Origin of the sequence: Clostridium sp. KNHs205 (assembly GCF_000702945.1) — a bacterium.
GTDB lineage: Bacteria > Bacillota > Clostridia > Lachnospirales > Lachnospiraceae > Anaerocolumna.
Genome location: NZ_JNLE01000005.1, coordinates 317141 through 339679 on the forward strand (window position 1 = coordinate 317141; position 22539 = coordinate 339679).

Consider the following 22539-nt stretch of genomic DNA (forward strand, 5'->3'; position numbering starts at 1 on the left):
AAGGTTTCCCAATCAATTAAGTTAAGCACGGGACGGGCCTCGAACTTTATCACTATTTGCAAACCTATAAAATAAAGGCGGAACGCACACTATCTACTAAGTGGGATGTGCAAAATTTTACCCTCTATGATTTTAACCCTAAAAAGGTAGTATATAATCTTTGAAGATGCATCTTTTTACTTATAAATAATCCCAATTGTAATAACCAATAAACAACTAATGCCGATATCAAAGGTCTTATTAATCCCATTATAATACTTTCCGGTAAGACTTTATTAAAAATAAACCCTTCTATCAAAAAATGAATTAAATAAATTGGCATTGTTACTTTTCCAATTTCCTGTATATATCTTATATCCTTAAGAAGTTTTGATACTTGAAATAGAATTACAATAAAACTCATTTCAATCCAAATACTATAATTAGTCCAATACGTATTACCCTTTTCATTCAAAATCATATATATTAAGAGAAACACAATAATTATATTTATTATTATTTTTATTATTTTTTTATATTTAAAAGCCCATAAATTTTTATTTTCAAATAAATTTATTTTTCTCAATAGTAATCCTAATGTAAAGAAACCGATCCAATTAAATATATTTAAATATGTTAAAAGATATATTAATTCAGGCCGGACATTCGTTGATTCTAAAACCGAATATGGTCCTATATTTCCAGCAACTAAATACACATTTATTAGTGTACATAGGAGTAATATCACCTGAATTCCACTCTTTTTGGGTAATATTTGAAATATACATAGTAGTAAAATATATATCGTTAAGAAATACAGGTAAGTACCAAATCCTAAAAGCCATAGCATTATTTCTTTCAAGTTAAAATATAAACCTGTTGACGTAAATCTTGTGCAATAAATTGCCAACCCCCAAATAATCCACGGAATCACTATAGTTTTAAGTTTTGCTTTTAGCAGTTGAAATACATTCTCATATTTTTCTTTTCTAAAATAATAACCTGATATAATAAAGAAAATTATGACACCACATCTCCCAAAAGAATTAAATACTTTTACCACGGTATCATTGGGAATCAGTGTATATACAGAGTGGGCCATTACAACAGCTAAGATAGCAAAGAATCTTAGTACATAAAAAGTATTATTTACATCTTTTGCCTGCATCCTAGTTACCCCTTATTCTTTCTTTCGTTTAAGCTTATTACCAACCCTGTTAAATAATTCCATAATCAATTCTTTTTTATATGGATTAGAATGGAATACATAATGTCTATAATTACTATATTTAACAGGGTTACAATACTACTAATACTTTGAGAGGTGACATAGTGTCCAGAGGGATAATAATTTTCGGTGCAATGGGTACAGGAAAACAACACTTGGCGCAGAGTTGGCACAACAGTTAAATTTTCAACATTTTGATTTAGATGATTATCATTATCAGTGGGATACGGAAATTCCATATACGGTATCGTATACAAAGGAACAAAAAACAGAACGCTTGATAAACGATATATCGCAATTCCCCCATTTTGTAATGTCGGGTCAGATGTTGAGTATCCCCAAAACTTTTAATCCGCTATTTGATTTGGCAGTTTTTGTAACCGTGCCTACAGAAATATGTGTTGAACGATATCGTTTGCGTGCTTTAAAGCGTTGGGGAAATAGAGCTCTCTTAGGTGGGGATATGTATGAATTTAATCTAAATAGCTTAATTCTTGCTGAACAATATGATACAGGCGAACCACCATCCGTATGCTTAAAACGGGATGAACAATGGCTGATGGAGCTGCATTGTCCTGTTTTGTATATAGGCTGAACAAAGGCAGTTACTGAAAATGCAATATGGCTTTCAAAGCAATATTTATCTATGCAATCACCTTAATAACACATTATATTAGAAACCAAAAAACAGGAAAGCTAAATTTAACTAGCTTTCCTGCCCTCTTTCATTAAAGCATGAGACGGGATTCGAATCTATTCCTCGAAAAATACTGATAGGAAGGGAATTTCCAACACATCTGATTCTTACGTACTCAAGTGGGAACTCAAGATTGATTTATATTTGTGAAAGATTATGAAGTAACTTGAAGCAAACGACGCAACTCTTTATGTATATGCCATACATTATCCCCGAAGTTACTTACTAAGGAAATAATGAGACCTTCATCATCACAAGATGATTCAAAGCTTACACCTAGATCACTACCTTGAAAATATGGAATATTAACTGGACTTATCCAAAATCTATAACCGTATTCATTAGTACTAACCTTTGATGACAAAATTTCTGAAACTATTGATTTATGTACTATATCTCCATTCTTAAGGTGAGTCCAGAAAGTATCAATATCATCAACTGTTGTGAATGCGCATCCAGCTATAAATAATCTTTCGTTCGTGATTGATAACAACTATGAAGTAAATATATATGCGCATTATGCTTATACTGCGTATATAGTTACTTTTTCTTGATTGGAATCCAAATTTCAAACGTATATTCTTCGCTTTGCGAATCTCCTGGCGGATAAATTTCTATTGATGTCTTCATTGACTGTTCATATCCACTTGACGGAAGCCATTCAGTGAAAATTTTCGTATAAAGCGCTCCAATACCACTTGGCATAGTACCTTTGCCTTTGAACTTTACCCATGTTCCAGCCGGTATTTCAAAATAGTCAAATCCTGGATACTCACCGCCTGCGTCCTCTGCACCAATTGACATAACCAAGTCACCGTTTTCTAAATTATGAGCTAGACCGATCTGCCAAAGGGGCGCTCGATACAGATGATGTTTGCATGCAAGTATTTGGTCAGGCGATCCACCTAATTTTTCATCAGGTATGTCTATGAATTTTTCCCATGCATTCGTCCAAGCATCCTTGGCTTGAATAACAGTATACGAAAACCCCACGCACTTAATAGTACTTATTTCTTCGATTTGATAATCCATGTTGACAACTCCTTTAATTGTAATTTGAAAGTCGATACATGGATACATTCTTAGTGTAACACCTTTTGCAAATGCTTCTTTTGGTGACACACCATGCATCTCTCGAAATGCACGAGCAAATGATTCTGGAGAGTTATAACCATATTTAAGAGCAATATCAATAACTTTGACATTTCCGTTTTGTAATTCCAAGGCGGCTAGCGACAGCCTCCTGTTACGTACATATTCTGTAAGTGATATACCTACTACGTATGAAAATATTCTTCCAAATTGATATACATCACAGCAAACTATTTTTGCTACATCGGTAAGATTAAAGTCATCGGTAATATGCTCTTCGATATAATTTATAACTTCTGTCATTCGATTCAAAAATTCCATATCATACCGTCCTTTCGTAATAAGGATACAATAACTAAAAAATAATAACCTTACATTTTTAAAACAAATCTGCAAGGTTATTGTTAATAGGTCTTTCTAGCTATATTTGATTATATAAAAAATATTCAATTCGCCATTGTAATTAACTGAGACAAACATAATGGTACAAATCTTTAAATCTTAATAATAACTCAATATTTCTAACATCAACTATTATATCACCCAATATCACACATGGCAACATATACCAATAATGCTTATATTGCAAAATTGTTCTTTAATATGAAGTCAACCTGTTTCAGACACCTACATACTGAACAATAAAGGTAAAGAGGAAACTAACAAGAACAAGTGTAAATGCTCTTTCAGACATGAATGAATGGACTTGGCATACTCAAGGATACTCAAAACTCCCTAAACGAAAAAACGCCAGAAGCCTCTTAAATAAAGGACTTCTGACGAATTAAGAAGAACGCGAGACGGGATTCGAACAATTCCTGCACACACAAATACTGATAAATAGGAGGTTTGTGGCTTCTGTTATTTATCTGCACACATGTTTTTCAAGTAACAAAAAATCGCTAATCCTTAATTTTATAAAGATTAGCGATACTTTTCAATTAAGCGCGAGACGGGATTCGAACCCGCGACCCTCGCCTTGGCAAGGCGATACTCCACCACTGAGCCACTCGCGCATGTTTGTATTCATTTTAGTACTTTTTAATACTATGTACCGAACACAAACAATATTATAGTACAAACTTAATTCAATGTCAACAACTTTTTTAGTCTCTTTCAAGAAATCTCATTTTGCTGGTTGGAACCGGTTTCTCACCTATCTGATATTCATCTACCTGTAAAGTTTTTCTCATCTCTCCACTTAGAGAATCTGCACAGGATCTACAGAACCTACCATATTTGATGCTTTCACCACATATCTCACAATTGATAAATATTGGTGAATTATCGGCAATAATAAGACGTCCTTCTTTTAAATAATTTCTGATTCTTATAACTCGCACTCCGGTTTCTTTTGAGACCTCCATAATTGTAGCAAGAGGATGTTCATATATGTAATTTTTCACTGTCTGAAACTCATTTTCGTCCTCTTTTTTACAATTCTCACAGATGCACTTTCCTATACCTGTATAAAGAAACATATTGCCGCATCTTAAGCAACTCTGTAATCCGCCGTCTTTTGCCATGAGACAATCCCCCTATCTTATTAAGTTCTTGGCGGGGCCGCTATGCACTGTAATATGACATATTCTGCATAGTCTGATAATTATATTAGCATATTCTCTTTCCAAAGTAAACGTTAAGATAGTACTACAATAATAATTATAATTATCTCAATCTGTTAACGACCGCTGCCATTTAAGAGCTTCCAGATAAAGCCTCATATACTTTTCTGCTGATAACATGGGATATTCGGATTCTTTTTTCAGCTGATTCCATTTTGCCTGTTCCAGTGCAAGTACGATATTAAGATACCATCTTAACTGATTGTTTTTTCCGGTTAAAGCTTCCCACACATTATGGGATAAAGGTAATCCTTCCAAGGCCTTGTCCATACTGGTATTCATGAGAATATCAATTGCTGAGAACATCCCGCTGATAAAGTAATCAGACTCTCCTTTTATACGAAGCTCTTTTGCAATCAAGGATAGCATTTTCCCCCTGACCATGGAATTTTTAACGAGTTCTGCATTCTCCGTGCATTGCACTCCTCTTAACATCATAAGGTATATCCAGCGTTTTAAATCATCTATCCCTAAAAACGTCAACCCCTGTTTAATATTACTAATGCGATACTTGGAGCCATAATACACCGAATTCGCCATTTTCAAGAATTTATACGAGAGCCCCACATCCTGTTGAATGATTTCAGCTATACTTCCATAATCAATGGGGTCTAAATGAAGTTCATTCATAACACGCACCAGATTGACATTAAGAACTCCGATATCTTTTAGATTCTCCATAACCGGTTTGCTGAAATAATATCCTTGAAACAGCTTAAATCCCATGTCCATAGCACGTTGATGTTCTTCTCTGGTCTCCACCTTTTCAGCCAGAAAAATGATACGTTTCCCAAATTGATCTATCATTTGTTGAATTCCTTTACCCTGTATGGCAGGAAATTCAACCTTTATTATATCAGCCAATTCAATAAGCGGTATATATTCTTTTGAGTACTGCTCCAGTATGAAATCATCCAACGCCAATATGTAGCCCTTCTCCTTTAGTTTGCGGCAAGCTTCCAAGACCTTCTCATTGGGTTCAACCTTTTCTAGTATTTCAATTACAACCTTATCCTTGGGTAACACATATACCAGATCACTTAAGATAAGATTCTGTGAAAAATTAATAAATCCTCTCTTCTGCTCCGTAAGTTCCTGAAACCCAAATACCATAAAGGTATTATTAATCAGGTTCGTTGTCGCCTGGTCATCATCAGTACCTTCAAAATAATTATTTCTGCTCTGTCTGTAAAGAAGTTCATATCCATACACTTTCATATTACGGTTGAAAATCGGCTGTCTGGCAATAAATACGTCCATATACCCTCCCATTGCATGTGAAATAAAATTTTGCTTATAACCTTTTTTAATATTTCCAGCTTCCCCAAAGCATTCCATGTCTATCCAATTTTTTTCAATTTGTATGTACCACTATTATATACTATATTACGAAAAATGTAGATAGAAAATTGCAATCTTCGTATATTTTCGTATATTTTAATATATTATGTTGTTTTTAGTTGAATTATGGCACATGTCATCAAGCAATAACTGTGACTGAGATTAAGGTATCCAACATGTCTATATCAAATATATATTGTTGAGATTTTTTAGGTATAGAACGGTAGTTGGCTAGATTTTTTTGTAGTACAATATATCAACACATATTTTTTATTTTGATAAGTATTTAGATTACGTCTAATAATAGTGAACTGTGTAAATGGGAGGTTATATGTATATTAAACAATTAACAAAAGATGAAAAAGAAGCGTTAGAATCCAGGCGAGCTAAAATCAAGACATATCAAGAAAATGAAATTTGCTTTTCTTGCACTTTCAACTATTTCCATGGCTAAAAGGAGAGACTATAGGATATCATAATTTTACAAAAGAAGAAGGAATCCTCATGGATTATAAAGAAGAAGCTGAACTATATACAGTTAAGTTGAAAGATATGTTAAGTGGAATATTACATTAATTTTTCACATTGCCTGCTCTTTGCCTTAAGCCATATATAAACCTTATAACCCTTATATGTCACTTGATTTTCGAACATATGTTTGTTATAATGTTTGAAGGAGGTGTTTTAAATGCCATTTAACGATTCGTCCAAGGATAACAAGTCAACTCAATTAATTTCCGGTCAGCCGATTAGTGTTGCTGCAGTCTTCAATCCCTTAGGTGATCTTAAGCCTCTATATATTTCTATAACTGATTTATACAGTAATACCTGTAAGGTAAAGATTGACTGTATCAAATATAGAAAAGAGATACGTGGCGGATTCTCCTTTTGCTGTGGCTATACAATAGGTTCTATCCAGAAGGAATTACTACTGACTTATTATGTGAAAGATCATATGTGGCGTCTGGAGGATTAACGTATTTCATTCATAAGATAAGCTCAAGGGTTTCCATACCTTGTATTAATATAAATATAAACCGGGCATAAAAAACGCTATACACAGGATAAATGCTGTATAGCGCTGCCCATTTCTATAAATCCTTTACTGCATAAGATTTCTAAACTCCGAGGGGCTAAGGTTCACCAGTTTACGAAAAATAGTACAGAAATAACTAACATCCTGAAATCCTGTCATTATTGCAATTTCTTTTATCTGCATATCCCGATGCTGGATTATCAATTCCTTGCTCTTTCTTATTCTTACCATATTAATATATTCCGTAACTGTATGAGAAGTTATGTTTTTAAAAGAGTGGCAAAGGTGTTGAGGTGTGATTCCTGCAACCTCGGCTAATTCTGTCAAGGTCAGAGGTTTATTATAATATTCTTCAATATACTGCAATACTGGTTTTAATCTGTTATATTTATTTGAAATACTGTTATCCGTTTTATCTGCTATAAATTCCAGTAAATCCATCAGAATCTCATATGCCATTCGTGAAGCTTCGGTTTTTTTAGCCGGATTACCCATGTTTTCAGCTTCATATATTCTTACGATTTTATCAGATACTCCATGGGGTTTCGTAATGAAATAAACCCCAGAGTTCTTTATCTTTGCTGTTTGCTGAATAAATTTTTCAACATTTTCCCCTCCAAAGATTACCCAGTCTACTTCCCATGATTCACTTATTGCAGAGTATTCATGAGCTTCTTCTGGAAACAGGAGCATTCCCTGGTTTTCTGATACTGTAAATGTACGCTTGCCTATCTTTAATTCACCGCTTCCATGCCGGCACTGTATCCATTGATAATAAGGAAAACCATTGGGACGGTTTATGTGTTCCTGCTCATAACTGCATCCCACCCCGATAATATAATAAGGCAGCGATGTATCAAATTCTGTTATCATGGGAAATACCATTTTCTTCATAGATGCTTCTCCTTGCGTATACTTACTCCTATTTACTAATCTAATGCTGACTTTCGTTAATCATATCATTACTTTAAATCGAAATAAAAAAATATTTTCCAACGACTTCTTTTATGATTAAATGTATAGCAAACTGTTATATGAAAACCAATCTAATTTTTATATATATACCAAACTGTTATATGTAAACCAATCTAACTTTTATATATATACCAATCTAACTTTTATATGTATACCACTCTAACTTATGCATAGATACAATCTTAATATTCTCACATCCTAATTAAAATACTCTGATTGATATAGTATTTATTAAATGATAACATATTAATATAGTAATACTGGAATCAATATTATATATCATTAAAATTATAAATGAAAGGATTTTTGTGATGAACAAGTTATTATATGGCGTTGCGTACTATGATGAATATATGCCCTATGAAAGATTACAGGAAGATATTAAGATGATGAAAGCGGCTGGTATTAATGTGGTGAGAATTGCTGAGTCCACCTGGAGTACCTTAGAACCTCAGGAGGGAATCTTTCATTTCCATCATATAGACCGTGTCCTTGCTGCCATGGAAGCTGCTGATATTAAGGTTATAATCGGAACTCCAACCTATGCAGTTCCAACCTGGATGGTCAAGGCGCATCCTGACGTGCTGGCCATTACTCCTCAGGGTCAGAACAAATATGGTCCCAGACAGAATATGGATATCACAAATCCTACTTATCTTTACTATTCAGAACGAGTTATCCGAAAATTAATGGAGCATGTAAAGGATCATCCCAGTGTCATTGGATATCAGGTCGATAATGAAACCAAACACTATAATGCCTGTGGCCCCAATGTCCAGCACCGATTCATAAAATATCTAAAAACTAAATTTGATAATATTGAAGACCTTAATAAAGCCTATGGCTTTGACTATTGGAGTAACCGCATAAACGACTGGAACGACTTCCCAGATGTGACTGCCACTATTAACGGAAGTTTATCTTCTGAATTTGCAAGATTTCAAAGAAGTCTTGTCACGGAATTCTTAGGCTGGCAAGCTGAGATAATACGTGAGTATAAAAGAGACGAACAGTTTATTACCCACAATTTTGACTTTGCCTGGAGAGGTCATTCCTATGGCATCCAGACTGATGTGAATCATTTCGACGCTGCAAGATCACTTGATATTGCCGGTGTAGACATCTATCATCCTTCACAGGAAGAGCTTACCGGCAGAGAGATTTCCTTTGGTGGAGATGTTGCCCGCTCTATGAAACGGGATAACTATTTTGTTATTGAAACTGAAGCACAGGCTTTTGCAGGCTGGGTTCCTTTTCCCGGGCAGCTTAAACTACAAGCTTTCAGCCACCTGGCCTCTGGCGCGAATATGGTGGCATACTGGCACTGGCATTCTCTTCATAACGCAATTGAAACCTACTGGAAAGGTTTATTAAGTCATGACTTTCAACCAAATCCAGCTTATGAAGAAGCAAAAATAATCGGAAAGGCATTTGATAGACTAAGTTCGAAACTGATTAACCTTAAAAAGCAAAACAAGGTTGCCGTGCTTTTCAGCAATGAGTCCCTTACTGCCCTCAATTCCTTTTCAGGCTTTAACGAAGGATTGGAATATAATACAGTGCTTCGTCGAATGTATGATGCCTTATATAATCTGAATGTGCCTTGCGATTTTATCGACCCTTCCAGCGAGACGATCGAGGATTATTCTCTCATATTGGTACCGGCTTTATACTCCGCTCCGGATAGTCTTCTTAATCGCCTGAATGCATATGTAGAAAATGGGGGAAATATTGTTTATGGCTTAAGAAGTGGGTTTACTGATGATAATGTCAAGGTCAGAGCTTCTAAGCAGCCAGGTATAATAGAAAAAGCTTGTGGTATATCCTATTCTCAGTTTGTTTCAGCCAAAAATATTACCTTAAAGGATTATACCTATCAAATAGATAGTACTGAGACAAATGTTCAGACAATTATTGAGCTGCTGACACCTGAAACTGCCAAAGTACTTGCTCGTTATGATCATCCCTACTGGGGAGAATATGCAGCGATTACGCAGAATCAATATGGTACGGGAACTGCCACTTATATCGGCTGTCTGCCTGGAGCAGATCTAATGGAAGCAATATTAAAGCCTATCCTTTCCAATGCCGGTGTCTGGGACAAGGACCAGGAGCTTCACTTCCCCTTAATCACCAAATCCGGTATGAACCAGGAAGGCAAAAAACTTCATTACTACTTTAACTATTCTATGGAATCCCATTCCTTTGAATATCCTTATGGTTCAGGAACAGAACTGCTTTCAGAGTTAACCATTCCTGCAAATGCACATATACTTCTTGAACCTTGGGGAATCCGTATTATAGAAGAAAACTGATAAAAACCTGGAAACCTGGAGATGCACACAATCTTTTCAAGAACTTTTCAAAAATAGGACATAATTAAAGGCTATACTTAGAGCATAAGTTAGCACACCTTATAAATAAAACTTTTTTCATAAAGGCCAGCAGGTTTTATTTGCTGGCCCCTCCTCTTTTCACTGGTATCATTGTCAGTGCAGCTTAAATAAACTGATTATAAATACCATCCCTCCGGTATAGCTTTCTTGTCCCCGAAAAGATCTGGATTACGTTTCAGATAGGAACTTGTTAAATCCGCCATAGCTGCAGCATCTCCCAGTATACTATCCGCATCTCCTATTTTCCCTTTCTTTATAATACCTTTATGCCAAAAAGGTGCTTCCAGCTTTCCATAGTTTTGTGAAACGTCTCCAATTACAGGATTATGATGGCGGTACATGGGACGGTCAACCTGGCCTTCAGGTGTAACTATTTTAAGCAGCTGGTATTTATTATCAAGGCGCAGGGGTATATTATTCCACTCTTCAACACTATGAATGAATGTATTACGCCTTAAATCACAACCCAAAAAGAGTATCTTTGCCTTTCTGTCATACAGCTTTCCCCAACAGCCCTCTCTGGGACAAGGAGTATCTAATTGTTCTTCTCCGGAGGTATAAATTTCAGCATCTTTGCCAAGAGCAGCTACCGAGTGGGTAGGATGCAACGAACGAATAACTCCTGGACGTTTTAAAAAGAGGTTAGTAAGTATACCAACGCAGGAGGGCTCTGTTTTTGGATCATATACACAATATTCTTCATTGATCTTGTCCCATGTGTGAGTAGGAAAAATTAGAAGCCCCTGCTGCATGTACTCAATAAAGGCATCAAGTACCGTCTCTGCACCACCCTCAACTTCACCGATAGCTTTCATAGAGGAATGCACCAGTAAGGTATCGTCTTTTTTTATTCCTATAGCAGTAAGACCATTTATAATATCATATTTCGTATACATTCTTTACTCCTTTACAATTCTCTTTGTGTTCTGGAATTTATTATCAGCTATTATGAAACAAACTTATTCTTATACTAACTTTTACAACTATATACTATTCCGCTTACCATCAGATTTAAATAGAAAATATAGCTGCCATACTTATCCCTAATATCTTAACATACCAAATACCTCCAATCAATGGATATCATGGTAATTAATCCGTTATAAATAATAAATACTACAAAATTATAGTTTATCTGAATGCAATATCTTTCAATATTATTGAGAAGCTAGTGAATTTATTGTAAAAATTACAATTATAAAAAAATCCTTTGCAATAAATTTTATATCATTATAGGATGATAAATGACATCGATGTACGAAAATGAAAGGAAATAAAATTATTGAACATTGAAAATATCCCCTGCACTAAAGTTGCTTATATAAGGCAGGTAGGACCCTATGGTGATAACAATAGACAGTCTATGGACAGACTGAAAGCCTGGGCAGAAGGTATGGATTTATTAAATGAGGACTCCGTCCTGTTAGGAATTGCTTATGATAATCCGGCTATTGTTGAAAGTAATAAATGCCGGTATGATACCTGTTTGATTATATCGGAGAATTTTGTTATAAAGGATACCTGCGTACAGGAGGGCCATGTACAAGGCGGAAAATATGCCGTATTTCAGATAGCACATACGGCAGAGGCTATAGAAAAAGCTTGGAATACAATTTATTCAGCCATTAGCTCAGAAGACTGCCAGTTGGACGAAAGCAGACCAATTATGGAAAGGTACAGTTTTAAGCTGTTAAAAGACCATTATTGTGAGATTTGTGTACCTATTTATTCACTAAAAGCCTGATTTTCTTAAGGATGAAGGAACTGGAGATATTGCACTGCAATTTCTCAGTTCCTTTTCCTTCATAAAGTATTGTTTTTAATATATGTTGTAGGTGAAATCCCCTTAATCTTCTTAAATGCCTTGGAAAAGTAAAGATTGTCATTAAAGCCTACAGAGTATCCCACTGCTCCAACGGACAGGTCAGAATTCTTTAGCAGATGGCAGGCTTGTTCAATTCGATACTCCAGAATATACTCTTCCGGTGATTTATGATAATGCTTTTTAAAAACCCGGTATAGCTGGCTTCTGCTGATACCGATATAATCTGCAATTCCCTGAACCGTTAATTCTTCTGCATAGTTATATTCAATATATTCTGAAGCTTTTTGTGTGTAGAGCATTACAGTATCATGACGTTCTTTTATGGAAGCATGTTCTGCGAGAAACCCTAAAGCAAGCAATAAATGCCCTGCCATTTTAATTTTATCCGAATCCGTGTTTCCTTTTGCATTATATATCTCCAGCAGGAGCTTTTCAAAGCTCTCATCCATATTGGTGTGGATCACCGGATTCTCTTCTGAAAAATCAGTTTTACCAAGTATGATTCTCGCATCATTTCCATGAAATCCAACCCAATAATACTCCCAGGGTTCTTCTTTGTCGGCGCAGTAGGATATCTCCGCATAAGGATAAATCATAAATGTACTGCCGGCTGCTATCTCGTAACTCCTTTTACCGGCAGTATATACTCCCTTCCCTGAAACCACATAATGCAGCAGATAAAAATTCCGAATTCCAGGTCCCCATTTATGAAGACTTGTACATTGCTCTCTGCCCACATTGTTCACACGTATAGAAAGCGATTCATTGCCGGTGGAAACAAATGATATTTTAGAATTATTGCTCATATCTCTCCCACTCCTTCGATTTATATTATAGATTATAACTCCCAGCGTTTTTACATGCAACATAATTACATATAATTGCAACATTGAATACTGGATTAAACCAGATATTCACAGTATGATAAGAGTACAGTAAATCGATTTACAGTAAAGCTAAAAACAATTAAAAGAATTCAACTATAGCTTTGGAATATCAGATCAATTTTCTGATATCATAACAGTGGTTAGTTTGGAAAAAAGGACTTTTTTTCGACTACAGATTCAGGATATCATTTCTAGAATCAACCTTCGCGCTGGCGATTAAGTTAAAAAAGGGAATGTTTTCCAATCACACATTCAGGAATATCATTTCTAAACTTTTAGATTATATATTCAATAGCCTTATATAATGATAAGAAGGAGAACCCTATGAATATTACAATTACAGGAGGCGCCGGTTTTATCGGTTCCCATACATGTGTTGAATTGCTTAACAATGGATATAACGTAAATATCATTGATAATTTCAGTAATGCCGAGGAGACTGTACCAGATAAGCTAAAGCAGATTACCGGCAAAGAGGTACAGGTATTTAAATGTGATCTTCAGAATATGGAACACTTAGATTCTATTTTTTCTCAAATAAAAACAGATGCGGTAATACATTTTGCTGCCTTTAAATCTGTACCGGAATCAGTGCAATACCCCCTAATGTATTACCGCAACAATATCGTAGGGACTTTGAATCTACTGGAGGTCATGGTAAGGCACCAGGTAGCAAAGCTGGTGTTCAGCTCTTCTGCTACTGTTTATGGTACCGGTAACTCCGTGCCTTATCACGAAGCTATGCCCACCTCAGCTACGAATCCTTATGGATGGTCCAAGGTAATGCTTGAGCAAATCCTTAAAGATTATGCTGCCGCAAATAACGATATGAAAATAGCAATACTAAGATACTTCAACCCTGTTGGAGCTCATCCAAGCGGATTAATTGGAGAGAGGCCAAAGGGTATTCCAAATAACCTTATGCCGTATTTGTGTCAGACAGCTGCCGGAGAACTCCCCTACTTCAAAGTATATGGTACCGATTATCCCACTGCGGACGGTACAGGAATACGGGATTATATTCATATCAGTGATCTTGCCTGCGGACATAGAAAAGCCCTTGAAAAGCTTGAGGAAATAACAGGTGCAGAAATTTACAACCTTGGTTCAGGCCAGGGAACATCGGTTCTTGAACTATTAGATAGCTTCGAAAAAGAGTGCGGAATAGAAATAAAACGAATGACCTTTGACAGACGTCCCGGCGATATCAGCGAAAGTTATGCTGATCCCGGTAAAGCTGAACGGGAACTTGACTGGAAAGTAAATCACACACTAGATGAAATGTGTAAAGACAGCTGGAACTTTATGAAGAAAAACAACTAATGCAACATTACTTCATATTCCAGACTTGAGATGATCTTTCCTATAGGCCTGTTAGCATGTTACGCATAAACCCGTGGCACGCTGCTAGCACTACACACACTGCCTCTCTCGTGGGAGCTCGTCAGAGTTCAAACAAAAGCATATTAAAATTCCATAAAATGCCTAAAGAAAAGATTTGTGTCTTTCTTGTGCATTTTATGGAATCATAAATACCTATACTAATTTCTAGTCAATTAATCCAAATGTAAACGATATATATTTGATGGATAAACCAAATCAGTACCTGATTTTTTAAAACTGCTCCCTCTCTCAAAGTGCATACCGCATTTCTCCAAGACAAGTCCGGACGAAGAATTCTCTATTGCATGTTCTGCCATAAAATCGTGTATCCCCAGCCTGTATGCAAATTTTATAATGGCCTTTGCCATCTCGGTTGCATATCCCTTACCCTGCTCTTCTTTTACAACACAATAACCAAAACCCCATAACTCATTCGTATCTTCCGGACCGATACTGCAGGTTCCAACAAATTGACCATCCTCCAAAAATACCATAAAAGGGTAATCCGACCATTTATGTATATTATTAAAAAGTCCTCTTAACTCTTCCACATTTTTATAATACGGATCTTGCAGATACTTCCCCTGCTCTGCATCTCCCCATATGGAAAATGCCAGTTCTGCATCTTCTTGTGTCATACTTCTTAGTATTAATCGTTCTGTTTTTATGGTTGACGTAATCATCTAATTTTTCTCCTGTTTATATTATTTATAATTACAACATTATAGAGACCTTCTCCCATAAAAAAATACCTCTCGACACATTTTTACTTCTTACTCCATTCTAATACATAGACCTTTCAATTCTTCTATCTTTCCGGCATAAACATTCATGTCAATATATCTTTCAGAGCCTTTATACCCCTCCAATATGGCTTTATCCGTGTATTGCCAGAATGTCCATTTTCCACTTAAATCAAGCTGTGGATTATAATAAACATTCCTTATCCAAAGCGGATATTCTGTAAATTCGCCTTTTATATAGATATTATAAGATTTAAGTGTAGCATAGATTATTGGTTTAACACCATAATGTTCATATAATTTGTCCAGAAGTAAAGTAAGTTTCTTGACAGTTTCTCCTTTATCCGGCATATGCCTCTCCTTATTACCATAGAATTCAATGTCCACTACGGGTGGAAGCATTCCATGGGTTAAAGGTACTGAGGCTATATAATTTTCTGCCTGTGTTATTCCGCTGCTGTCAAAACTAAAAAAATGATAAGCTCCGAAGATTAACTTTGTTCTGCTTACTCCCACCCAATTAGCATGAAATTGCTTATCCTTGTATTTACTGCCTTCTGTTGCCTTAATAAAAGCAAAATCAATATTTTGTTCAGCCAGCTTGTCCCAATCAATTTCTCCCTGATAACTGGATACATCAACTCCCCTGACAGGGTATTTACTTTCTGAAGGGTGGTTTATAACAAGAACTCTTTTGTATATTAATATACCTAATAGCAATAGCAGGGAAATTGATAGTACTAAAAACATTGCTATAAACTTTACGTTTATATGAAGTAATATTTTTCTCATAATGTTCCTCACAAATTATTACAATCTATAATAACACTTAAAGCACAATATTCCAATATATTCCTTGGTGTATTTTAGAGTTTAACTATAATTCACCTATACTCTGGTTGTATTTATATATTTCATCTATCGGAGTTTCCAATAGCATTTTTGTATCTTGCAACGGATTCTTCTCCATCAACATCTTCTCTACAGCGCTTTTATAAGGAACATTTCCATCGGCTGTTCAAACCCCGGAATATCAAGCACAAGGCAACCACAATCTTTATATCCGATTTTTCGATAAAAATGCTGAGATTCCTCATTGACCATGGTAGAAGTCATGCAGACTTTGTATCCCCGGTCTGCCATTTCACTTTCCCAGAAATCCATAGCCAGCTTGCCATACCCCTTTTTATGATGAGTGAACTCTATAAAAATAAGATTTAAGAATGGTGTATTATCCCAGAAAAGATTGTAACGCAGTATACCAATGGGTTTACCGTCTTCCAATATAACATAACCTCTTTTCTCAGCAACTTTTTTGTAAAACTCTGTTTCAGGCAAATGCCTGTCTAACGTATACCAATATCCTTTATCTTCTTCCTCCACATAGCGCATCTGAAACATAATAAGCCTCCTCCGTTTATCTCCAAGGTATGTGTTAACTGCTTTTATTCTAGCATAAATAATAAAGAAAAGATTACCATAAATAATTTAAAACAAAGTTGGCACAACCCTATAGTTCTGATAAGCTAATGTTTACAAATTGATTAATAATTATCAAATAAATAGATTATGTCATTTTTTTCATTGCAATATTTAGTTAATTGTAGTAAAATTAGATAAAGATTTTATCAAATTCAATTTTATAATCTTTAAAATTCTATAGATAAGGAGAATAAAAATTATGAAAAATAATAGGAAACTTGATAAAGTAAAAGGTACAATTAAAGAAGGTACAGGAAAAATAATTGGTTCAGAACAACTTGAATTAGAAGGAAAACTTCAAAAAAAGCGTGGTGAGCTATCGGAAGCAGCTTCAGAATTAGGAGAATCCCTCAAAGAAAAAGCCTCGGAAAAATTAAACGAACTTATTGATAAGCTTGATAAAAAAGAAAAGTAAAATTAATTTTTGCGTACTTAACTTTGTACAGAAAGGATAAAATTATGGGAATATTAAGTTGGATTATAATAGGTGGTATAGCCGGCTGGTTAGCCAGTATCTTTACGGGAAATGATAAAAAAATGGGCCTGGGAAGTAATATCTTAGTTGGTATCCTGGGCGGCTTTATTGGAGGCTTTTTAATTAATATAATTGGTGGTAACGGTGTAACAGGCTTTAATTTATGGAGCCTACTCGTGTCCTTCATCGGATCAGTCGTTTTACTAATTATTATTAATGCAGTTTCAAGAAAGTAGCTATGCTATCCCTGTCTGTTTAAAATAAAAACCCTGAATCTATTATTACCTTAAGAAATTGATAATAGAACGTTCGATATCGGATTCGATTATACATACATAAATCCATGAAATTCTGTCAAGGCAGTCATAGATCGTTAATACCTTTCAGGATTTCATGGATTGTATTCTGTTTCACAATTCTGACGAGCAACTTTACAATTCTAATACTTGATCTGAAATGTTAGCAAACTATACCATCAAATTATTACCCCAATTCATAAAACCATGAAACAGCGTATTACCTGCTATATTATTATATTTTCGATGTATCATATTAAATACTACATGATAGATAAATGTAAATATCAAAAGAGTAATATTTCCCGAAATAAATTCCAGGACATTTTTATTATTTACAGCCATCTGAAAGGGTATATGCATAATGCTGAACATAAATGCTACAACAATAGTAGCTAACCCATCCCTTTTAATCAACCCGTACATACGAGTCTGCAAATACCCCCTAAAGGCAAGCTCCTCCATAAAAGCTATTATTACAAAATAGTAAAAGATATTATAAAGTATTTTCGAGATTTGAGCAAAATGATAACCTCCTGCAATACCAGGTATAATATTATTGAAAAGAATGAAGAAAAGACCAAGTACCAACCCTAACAGTAGAGATTGCTTCAACTTTTTATACGATAGACCCAAGCTATTGATTTTCTGCCTTCTTACGAGAACCAGTCCGATGCATATGACAACCAATACGATATTACATATGATACCCAAATATATTCCCTGCTCCACATAAACTCTTCCCATAAAGTAATAGCTAAACATAAGAATTAAATAATAAATTACTGCAATAATGCCATCTGTTTTTGTATATTCAGATGTGCTTTCATTATAGTTTGAATCTACCGCAAAAAATTGCTTTATACGAATAAGCATACGCCACTCCTTATTATCACTGTTAAATTCATTTACCGAAATATGTATATATTTTTAGCAGCCCTTTCCATACATCGGGATATTCCTTAAGAATAGCAGACTTAATTTCGTCAGCTGATACATGATTCTTAAGCAGAAATTCTATAGTTCCTTTTGCTGACGTTTTACCAATTGCTATATGCCCGGCAGCTGCGTCCCCCAATGCAATTCGCTGGGCTATGGCATTTGCACCAATGGAATAAACACCTATTGCCATAGCACCGGCAGAAAAATATCCAACCGAAAAGGCACCTAATGCCAGTATACCAAGTGCTATACTTCCAACTGATATAATACCAGCTGCAAACACCGCAATTGATAGAAGACCAAGAGCCAGCACTCCTATGCTGATAACTCCGCAGGATAATACTCCCAATGAAATAATACCGGAAGAGATAATACCTATACTAATGACCCCCTTTGCTTTATAAAACCCTCGTCCCAGGTTAATATGTATAAGAGGTAGGTTCCCAATCATCCGCCCGCTTTTATATTCATACCGATATGGCTCCTTTGAACTTATGATAGTATCCATCTTGGCATTTAGTTCTTCATAATTTATTGAACTATCCGGAACAATAAATTCTCTGCCGACCAGTTCATCCAGACTGATACCAAAGATGTCACTTAGAACAACCAGCTTATCCATTTCTGGTGTTGTCTGATTCAATTCCCACTTTGAAATTGTCTGCCTGGTTACCCCCGTTCTATTACCTAATTCCTCCTGTGACAGACCTTTTCCTTTTCGTAAATACATAAGTCTGCTGCCAAACTGTTCTGTCATAATAGCTCCTCCTTTATTAACCCAGTGTAATATCAACCCTCAAAGAAGTCTACCAATCACAGTTTGAAATGTGTCAACTAAACTTAACATTGCTTTATTTATAAGGGTTTTAAGCCTGTTGGTAACACTGATTTTATTCTTTCAAAAATTCGGGTAATACTTTCAAAATAATAGAGCAGAATATTGATACTGCCAATTTAATTATATGCTTGGTTCATTTTATTACAAGTAAATTAATTCGTCTATTAAATTTAGCCATAAGGACATAAATAAATAATATCCCCGGCAACATAACTACCAGGGATATTATATACTTTATTCACTTCAACGATTTTTTAATGATTTCCATAATCAAATAAATCTCTTCTTCTTTTGTAATTACAAATCTAAGACACCTTGAATCTTCTGTTACAAAGTTACTGTAACTCAGATTACACAAGGGAACTCCCTGAAACATCTCTATATTGCTCTGGTTATGGCATTTGCCGCAACAAACACAGCCAAAATAATTTATATTATCATCTATACTTTGGGGTAAACTTTTTCTTCTGGAAATCAGGTCTTTGGCAATATCATAGGATAAAGGCAAACGTATATTTAAAGTATCGGTATTTAATCCGAATTTACATATTGTCCTTTTGTTTTGCTTAAAGGTCACAGTTTTATTGGGGAATACAAAGGGATTAATTGATATATCAGCAGTTAATTTGTATTCACCCTGTAGTACCTGAACCAGCTTCTTCCACAGCTCACACATTGGACCGAGAGTATTTAGAATACTTTCCTGCAATAACCGAGTGTCTGGCTTACCTTTAAAGATAAAATAATAATCTGCCAGCATAAACGCAACATTTTTAGGTATTTCTTTTTGCTTTTCCTGTTTTGCCAGGTTGTCCGCAAGATATTTTAGAGTTTCCAGCAGATAGGCTCCATTTTCATAATATATCTGAAAGTGACTGCAGCGTTTATAATCACTTACTTCTTTGTCCGCTTTGTAATATTCAATATAAAAGCCGTATTTTTCAAACATAGAAAACGGCAATAGAACAGATTTTTTAAATGAGGCTTTAAACAATGTCTTATCAACCTTTAAACTGGTCTGCTCCCCATGAGTGCACAATTCACCTTCAGAAGCTATTGCATACAGGCAATCTAGCGTATAGGTAAGATTATGATAATTTTCAAGATCATCAGACATAATGCCAATCTTGGTTTTCACACTCAAAGCTGTTGAAGTTTCGTAGGAGCGCCAGTCTGCATATATCCTTTTAAGCAGATCATTATATTCCTTGAATCCCTTGTGAACAGAGTCACTTATCTTAATATTTGCATTTATTTTTATATCATAATCGCAGATATTACGATAATAAAAGGTTGCTTGGCTTTCAATAGACATATCTATTCTCCTTTTTTCAGTGTGGTTAATTAAATTAAGTTTTTATACTTTAGATGCTGACTTATTCTTATTATACAAGTTGACGCGACGTCAAAGTCAAGTACAAGTCTTACTTACAATCCTTAATTTTATTATGTAAGGAAATAAATAAATCATCATATTGTAATTTATTCCCTTCAAACCTGGTTACACCAGAATATAAATATACCGGAATCTCCATTCCCTCATAAGTAATCGGCTGGCCGTTCATTTTCAAGACGTTGGCTGCAATGTCTGAGGCATAATTAATATCCTTACTGTTCGTTAACATCGCAAATTCATCCCCTCCGATACGAAAGGCAACATCTTCGTCTCCTGCCGCTTTTTCCATTCGTTTTAATACTTCCAATATAGCTAAATCTCCTGCTTTACTTGATATCTCATTGATCGGTGTTAACGATTTGATATCACAGCATACAAAATAACACTCTCTCCTGCCGCTAAATAAGTCATACAGTTCGGTTATATCTACATGTTTCCTTCCATTCATATATACATCTCCAATCTCAATAGGTAATAAAAGCCTGGGACAAAGGTCTGTAAACCTTGCCCCTCTCCGAAACACTGACGGCTTACACCGCCAAACCTGTTCAAAGGCACGGGTAAATGCTTCAGGTGAACTGTAACAGTATTTTAAGGCAATATTCAGTATACTTTCTTCCTGATTACAAGCCAAATCTCTTGAGGCTTTTGTAATCCGTCGTTTAATTACATACTCCTTAACACTGTAACCATTCACATACTTGAAAACTTTCTGGAGGTATGATTTTGAACAGTAGCAGGCCTTCGCCACATCTTCAGCTGTTATATTTTCCTGTATATTATTTTCGATATACTCCAACGCAGCCCCCAAAAGCTCTAGATTGTTCACAAGCATCCTCCTTATTCTGTTCGGTACCGTATACCTACTATATCATAGAGCTGGAATTACTTCTTGATATTTTGACTTCACTTTATGGATGACTGCGGTTGTAGCTTCCCATTTTTATATGGTAAGATTATATATTAGAATAGCCTGTTGAATTTCCAGCAGATACTTTTTGAAATTATAACCGGCAAAATATTTACTGCTTATAGCTTCCTTAGATACCTCTTCTCCACGGTAAAAGGGCGGACAGGGATTTAAGATGGCATTGCTATTAGCCATTTTCATAATCTCCACTGTAATCTGATAATCCTTAAAATCCGGATATATTTCTGAAGGAATTGAATCCGTACAAATAATATCCACACCTTTTACAGCTTCTTCAAGCTCCGTAAAATTACTCACTCCTTCCATTTCATAACCTAGTGGACAGCATTGCCTGAGCTTAAGCCCAAATGCATCAGCCCCTTCTTTCCAGGCACCGCCGATATTTCCTTTAGCGCCTACAAATAAATATCTGTCATTTCTGAAATCATTTCTTATTTTGGATAAGGCATATAAATCCGACAGAATCTCACAGGGATGATTGACTTCTGTCATTGCGTTAATTACAGGAAATTCCGCATACTTGGCTATTTCCTCTATGACTCCAAGTTTACTATGCCGCACAACAACGGCATCCGCCCAATTGTTAAGATAGCCTGTTACATCTTCAAGTTTTTCTTTTTTATCCAGAGTTTCGGAAATAAGATAGTTTGTCCCCCTAACAGGTATATGCCCTTTTCAAAGGTTACTCTTGTACGGATACTTGAAGCAGGAAAGAACATAATTACGGTCTTGTCACTAAGAAAGTTCTTGTACTTACCTTTCTGTAAATCCTCTGCAATACTAAATATCTCCAGCAAATTCTCTGTTGTATAGTCAGTAAGTCTGATAGTATTTCTCATAAGCTCTCCCTGGTACTTATATATACCTTTATTTTATTGTTCTAAAACAGTATTATCTCGTTTAGGCAATTTACTTTCAATATACTTTCAATCAAGTTTCTAAACGATAAATCCCCTGACATACGGAGGATTT

23 protein-coding genes and 1 tRNA gene are annotated in these 22539 nt (G+C 35.3%); 7 read left to right on the top strand and 17 right to left on the bottom strand.

The genetic code is table 11. From position 1 onward, the window contains the following. Positions 1-124: 124 nt before the first annotated feature. Positions 125-1147, bottom strand: coding sequence for an acyltransferase (locus BR73_RS0121060; RefSeq protein ID WP_033167874.1), 1023 nt, complete (start codon positions 1145-1147; stop codon positions 125-127). A 226-nt stretch (positions 1148-1373) separates the two neighbouring features. Between BR73_RS0121060 and BR73_RS26870 the strand changes: the two genes are divergently transcribed. Beyond that, on the top strand, positions 1374-1802 hold the full coding sequence (locus BR73_RS26870) for a hypothetical protein (RefSeq protein ID WP_051685461.1): 429 nt from the start codon (positions 1374-1376) through the stop codon (positions 1800-1802). 642 nt (positions 1803-2444) lie between these two features. Here the strand turns inward: BR73_RS26870 and BR73_RS0121070 are convergent. From BR73_RS0121070 to BR73_RS0121085, 4 genes are all read right to left on the bottom strand, one after another. Beyond that, a complete protein-coding gene (locus BR73_RS0121070) occupies positions 2445-3317 on the bottom strand; it encodes a GyrI-like domain-containing protein (RefSeq protein ID WP_033167875.1) in 873 nt (290 codons plus the stop codon). Positions 3318-3940: 623 nt separating this feature from the next. Further along, a tRNA-Gly gene (locus tag BR73_RS0121075) sits at positions 3941-4012 on the bottom strand. A gap of 90 nt (positions 4013-4102) precedes the next feature. Continuing rightward, positions 4103-4522, bottom strand: a complete 420-nt coding sequence (locus tag BR73_RS0121080) for a hypothetical protein (protein WP_033167876.1) — start codon at positions 4520-4522, stop codon at positions 4103-4105. A 147-nt stretch (positions 4523-4669) separates the two neighbouring features. Beyond that, positions 4670-5881: an HDOD domain-containing protein gene (locus BR73_RS0121085; protein ID WP_033168806.1), complete on the bottom strand. Its 1212-nt coding sequence runs from the start codon at positions 5879-5881 to the stop codon at positions 4670-4672. Positions 5882-6650: 769 nt separating this feature from the next. Between BR73_RS0121085 and BR73_RS0121090 the strand changes: the two genes are divergently transcribed. After that, positions 6651-6938, top strand: coding sequence for a hypothetical protein (locus BR73_RS0121090; protein ID WP_033167877.1), 288 nt, complete (start codon positions 6651-6653; stop codon positions 6936-6938). A gap of 126 nt (positions 6939-7064) precedes the next feature. Here BR73_RS0121090 and BR73_RS0121095 read toward each other — a convergent pair whose 3' ends face one another. Next, positions 7065-7892, bottom strand: coding sequence for an AraC family transcriptional regulator (locus tag BR73_RS0121095; protein WP_033167878.1), 828 nt, complete (start codon positions 7890-7892; stop codon positions 7065-7067). A gap of 392 nt (positions 7893-8284) precedes the next feature. Between BR73_RS0121095 and BR73_RS0121100 the strand changes: the two genes are divergently transcribed. Then, positions 8285-10288, top strand: coding sequence for a beta-galactosidase (locus BR73_RS0121100; RefSeq protein ID WP_033167879.1), 2004 nt, complete (start codon positions 8285-8287; stop codon positions 10286-10288). A gap of 197 nt (positions 10289-10485) precedes the next feature. Here the strand turns inward: BR73_RS0121100 and BR73_RS0121105 are convergent, their stop codons facing one another. Beyond that, entirely contained in the window at positions 10486-11265 is a 780-nt protein-coding gene (locus tag BR73_RS0121105) for an AAC(3) family N-acetyltransferase (RefSeq protein WP_033167880.1), read from the bottom strand. A 386-nt stretch (positions 11266-11651) separates the two neighbouring features. On the opposite strand from BR73_RS0121105, the gene BR73_RS0121110 reads away from it, so the two are divergent. Continuing rightward, positions 11652-12113, top strand: a complete 462-nt coding sequence (locus tag BR73_RS0121110) for a GyrI-like domain-containing protein (protein WP_033167881.1) — start codon at positions 11652-11654, stop codon at positions 12111-12113. A gap of 59 nt (positions 12114-12172) precedes the next feature. Here BR73_RS0121110 and BR73_RS0121115 read toward each other — a convergent pair whose 3' ends face one another. Then, positions 12173-13000, bottom strand: a complete 828-nt coding sequence (locus BR73_RS0121115; RefSeq protein WP_033167882.1) for an AraC family transcriptional regulator — start codon at positions 12998-13000, stop codon at positions 12173-12175. Between the two features lie 405 nt (positions 13001-13405). Between BR73_RS0121115 and galE the strand changes: the two genes are divergently transcribed. Beyond that, positions 13406-14404: a UDP-glucose 4-epimerase GalE gene (galE, locus tag BR73_RS0121120; protein ID WP_033167883.1), complete on the top strand. Its 999-nt coding sequence runs from the start codon at positions 13406-13408 to the stop codon at positions 14402-14404. 233 nt (positions 14405-14637) lie between these two features. Here the strand turns inward: galE and BR73_RS0121125 are convergent, their stop codons facing one another. The 3 genes from BR73_RS0121125 to BR73_RS0121135 all read right to left on the bottom strand — a co-directional run bounded on the left by BR73_RS0121125 (position 14638) and on the right by BR73_RS0121135 (position 16608). After that, complete coding sequence (locus BR73_RS0121125) at positions 14638-15147, bottom strand: GNAT family N-acetyltransferase (RefSeq protein WP_033167884.1); 510 nt, start codon at positions 15145-15147, stop codon at positions 14638-14640. 90 nt (positions 15148-15237) lie between these two features. Next, entirely contained in the window at positions 15238-15999 is a 762-nt protein-coding gene (locus tag BR73_RS0121130; protein WP_033167885.1) for a GH25 family lysozyme, read from the bottom strand. A 189-nt stretch (positions 16000-16188) separates the two neighbouring features. After that, positions 16189-16608 carry a GNAT family N-acetyltransferase gene (locus BR73_RS0121135; protein ID WP_033167886.1) on the bottom strand — a complete coding sequence of 140 codons (420 nt, stop codon included), beginning with the start codon at positions 16606-16608 and terminating at the stop codon, positions 16189-16191. Between the two features lie 280 nt (positions 16609-16888). Between BR73_RS0121135 and BR73_RS0121140 the strand changes: the two genes are divergently transcribed. Next, on the top strand, positions 16889-17104 hold the full coding sequence (locus tag BR73_RS0121140) for a CsbD family protein (RefSeq protein ID WP_033167887.1): 216 nt from the start codon (positions 16889-16891) through the stop codon (positions 17102-17104). 44 nt (positions 17105-17148) lie between these two features. Next, the gene (locus BR73_RS0121145) at positions 17149-17400 is read left to right on the top strand and encodes a GlsB/YeaQ/YmgE family stress response membrane protein (RefSeq protein WP_033167888.1); all 252 of its coding nucleotides are present in this window, start codon (positions 17149-17151) and stop codon (positions 17398-17400) included. Between the two features lie 231 nt (positions 17401-17631). Here BR73_RS0121145 and BR73_RS0121150 read toward each other — a convergent pair whose 3' ends face one another. The 6 genes from BR73_RS0121150 to BR73_RS29505 form a co-directional block, all read right to left on the bottom strand. Next, a complete protein-coding gene (locus BR73_RS0121150; protein ID WP_033167889.1) occupies positions 17632-18336 on the bottom strand; it encodes a CPBP family intramembrane glutamic endopeptidase in 705 nt (234 codons plus the stop codon). A gap of 28 nt (positions 18337-18364) precedes the next feature. After that, complete coding sequence (locus BR73_RS0121155; protein WP_051685462.1) at positions 18365-19159, bottom strand: helix-turn-helix transcriptional regulator; 795 nt, start codon at positions 19157-19159, stop codon at positions 18365-18367. A gap of 319 nt (positions 19160-19478) precedes the next feature. Further along, positions 19479-20555, bottom strand: a complete 1077-nt coding sequence (locus tag BR73_RS0121160) for a hypothetical protein (RefSeq protein ID WP_033167890.1) — start codon at positions 20553-20555, stop codon at positions 19479-19481. Between the two features lie 109 nt (positions 20556-20664). Beyond that, the gene (locus tag BR73_RS0121165; protein WP_033167891.1) at positions 20665-21465 is read right to left on the bottom strand and encodes a helix-turn-helix domain-containing protein; all 801 of its coding nucleotides are present in this window, start codon (positions 21463-21465) and stop codon (positions 20665-20667) included. A gap of 114 nt (positions 21466-21579) precedes the next feature. Continuing rightward, positions 21580-22233, bottom strand: a complete 654-nt coding sequence (locus BR73_RS29500; protein ID WP_347463685.1) for a peptide transporter — start codon at positions 22231-22233, stop codon at positions 21580-21582. Beyond that, on the bottom strand, positions 22164-22406 hold the full coding sequence (locus BR73_RS29505; RefSeq protein ID WP_278248544.1) for a hypothetical protein: 243 nt from the start codon (positions 22404-22406) through the stop codon (positions 22164-22166). Before BR73_RS29505 ends, BR73_RS29500 begins: the two co-directional genes overlap by 70 nt. Positions 22407-22539: the final 133 nt, after the last annotated feature.

Bases quoted from the DNA above. Each gene is read 5' to 3' on its own strand.
- BR73_RS0121115 (WP_033167882.1), bottom strand. From the start codon at position 13,000: ATGAGCAATAATTCTAAAATATCATTTGTTTCCACCGGCAATGAATCG.
- BR73_RS0121105 (WP_033167880.1), bottom strand. From the start codon at position 11,265: ATGTATACGAAATATGATATTATAAATGGTCTTACTGCTATAGGAATA.
- BR73_RS0121090 (WP_033167877.1), top strand. From the start codon at position 6,651: ATGCCATTTAACGATTCGTCCAAGGATAACAAGTCAACTCAATTAATT.
- BR73_RS0121130 (WP_033167885.1), bottom strand. From the start codon at position 15,999: ATGAGAAAAATATTACTTCATATAAACGTAAAGTTTATAGCAATGTTT.
- BR73_RS0121100 (WP_033167879.1), top strand. From the start codon at position 8,285: ATGAACAAGTTATTATATGGCGTTGCGTACTATGATGAATATATGCCC.
- BR73_RS0121160 (WP_033167890.1), bottom strand. From the start codon at position 20,555: ATGTCTATTGAAAGCCAAGCAACCTTTTATTATCGTAATATCTGCGAT.
- BR73_RS0121060 (WP_033167874.1), bottom strand. From the start codon at position 1,147: ATGCAGGCAAAAGATGTAAATAATACTTTTTATGTACTAAGATTCTTT.
- BR73_RS0121070 (WP_033167875.1), bottom strand. From the start codon at position 3,317: ATGGAATTTTTGAATCGAATGACAGAAGTTATAAATTATATCGAAGAG.
- BR73_RS0121140 (WP_033167887.1), top strand. From the start codon at position 16,889: ATGAAAAATAATAGGAAACTTGATAAAGTAAAAGGTACAATTAAAGAA.
- BR73_RS0121125 (WP_033167884.1), bottom strand. From the start codon at position 15,147: ATGATTACGTCAACCATAAAAACAGAACGATTAATACTAAGAAGTATG.
- BR73_RS29505 (WP_278248544.1), bottom strand. From the start codon at position 22,406: ATGAGAAATACTATCAGACTTACTGACTATACAACAGAGAATTTGCTG.
- BR73_RS0121135 (WP_033167886.1), bottom strand. From the start codon at position 16,608: ATGTTTCAGATGCGCTATGTGGAGGAAGAAGATAAAGGATATTGGTAT.
- BR73_RS0121080 (WP_033167876.1), bottom strand. From the start codon at position 4,522: ATGGCAAAAGACGGCGGATTACAGAGTTGCTTAAGATGCGGCAATATG.
- BR73_RS0121085 (WP_033168806.1), bottom strand. From the start codon at position 5,881: ATGGACGTATTTATTGCCAGACAGCCGATTTTCAACCGTAATATGAAA.
- BR73_RS0121150 (WP_033167889.1), bottom strand. From the start codon at position 18,336: ATGCTTATTCGTATAAAGCAATTTTTTGCGGTAGATTCAAACTATAAT.
- BR73_RS0121155 (WP_051685462.1), bottom strand. From the start codon at position 19,159: ATGACAGAACAGTTTGGCAGCAGACTTATGTATTTACGAAAAGGAAAA.
- galE (WP_033167883.1), top strand. From the start codon at position 13,406: ATGAATATTACAATTACAGGAGGCGCCGGTTTTATCGGTTCCCATACA.
- BR73_RS0121145 (WP_033167888.1), top strand. From the start codon at position 17,149: ATGGGAATATTAAGTTGGATTATAATAGGTGGTATAGCCGGCTGGTTA.
- BR73_RS0121095 (WP_033167878.1), bottom strand. From the start codon at position 7,892: ATGAAGAAAATGGTATTTCCCATGATAACAGAATTTGATACATCGCTG.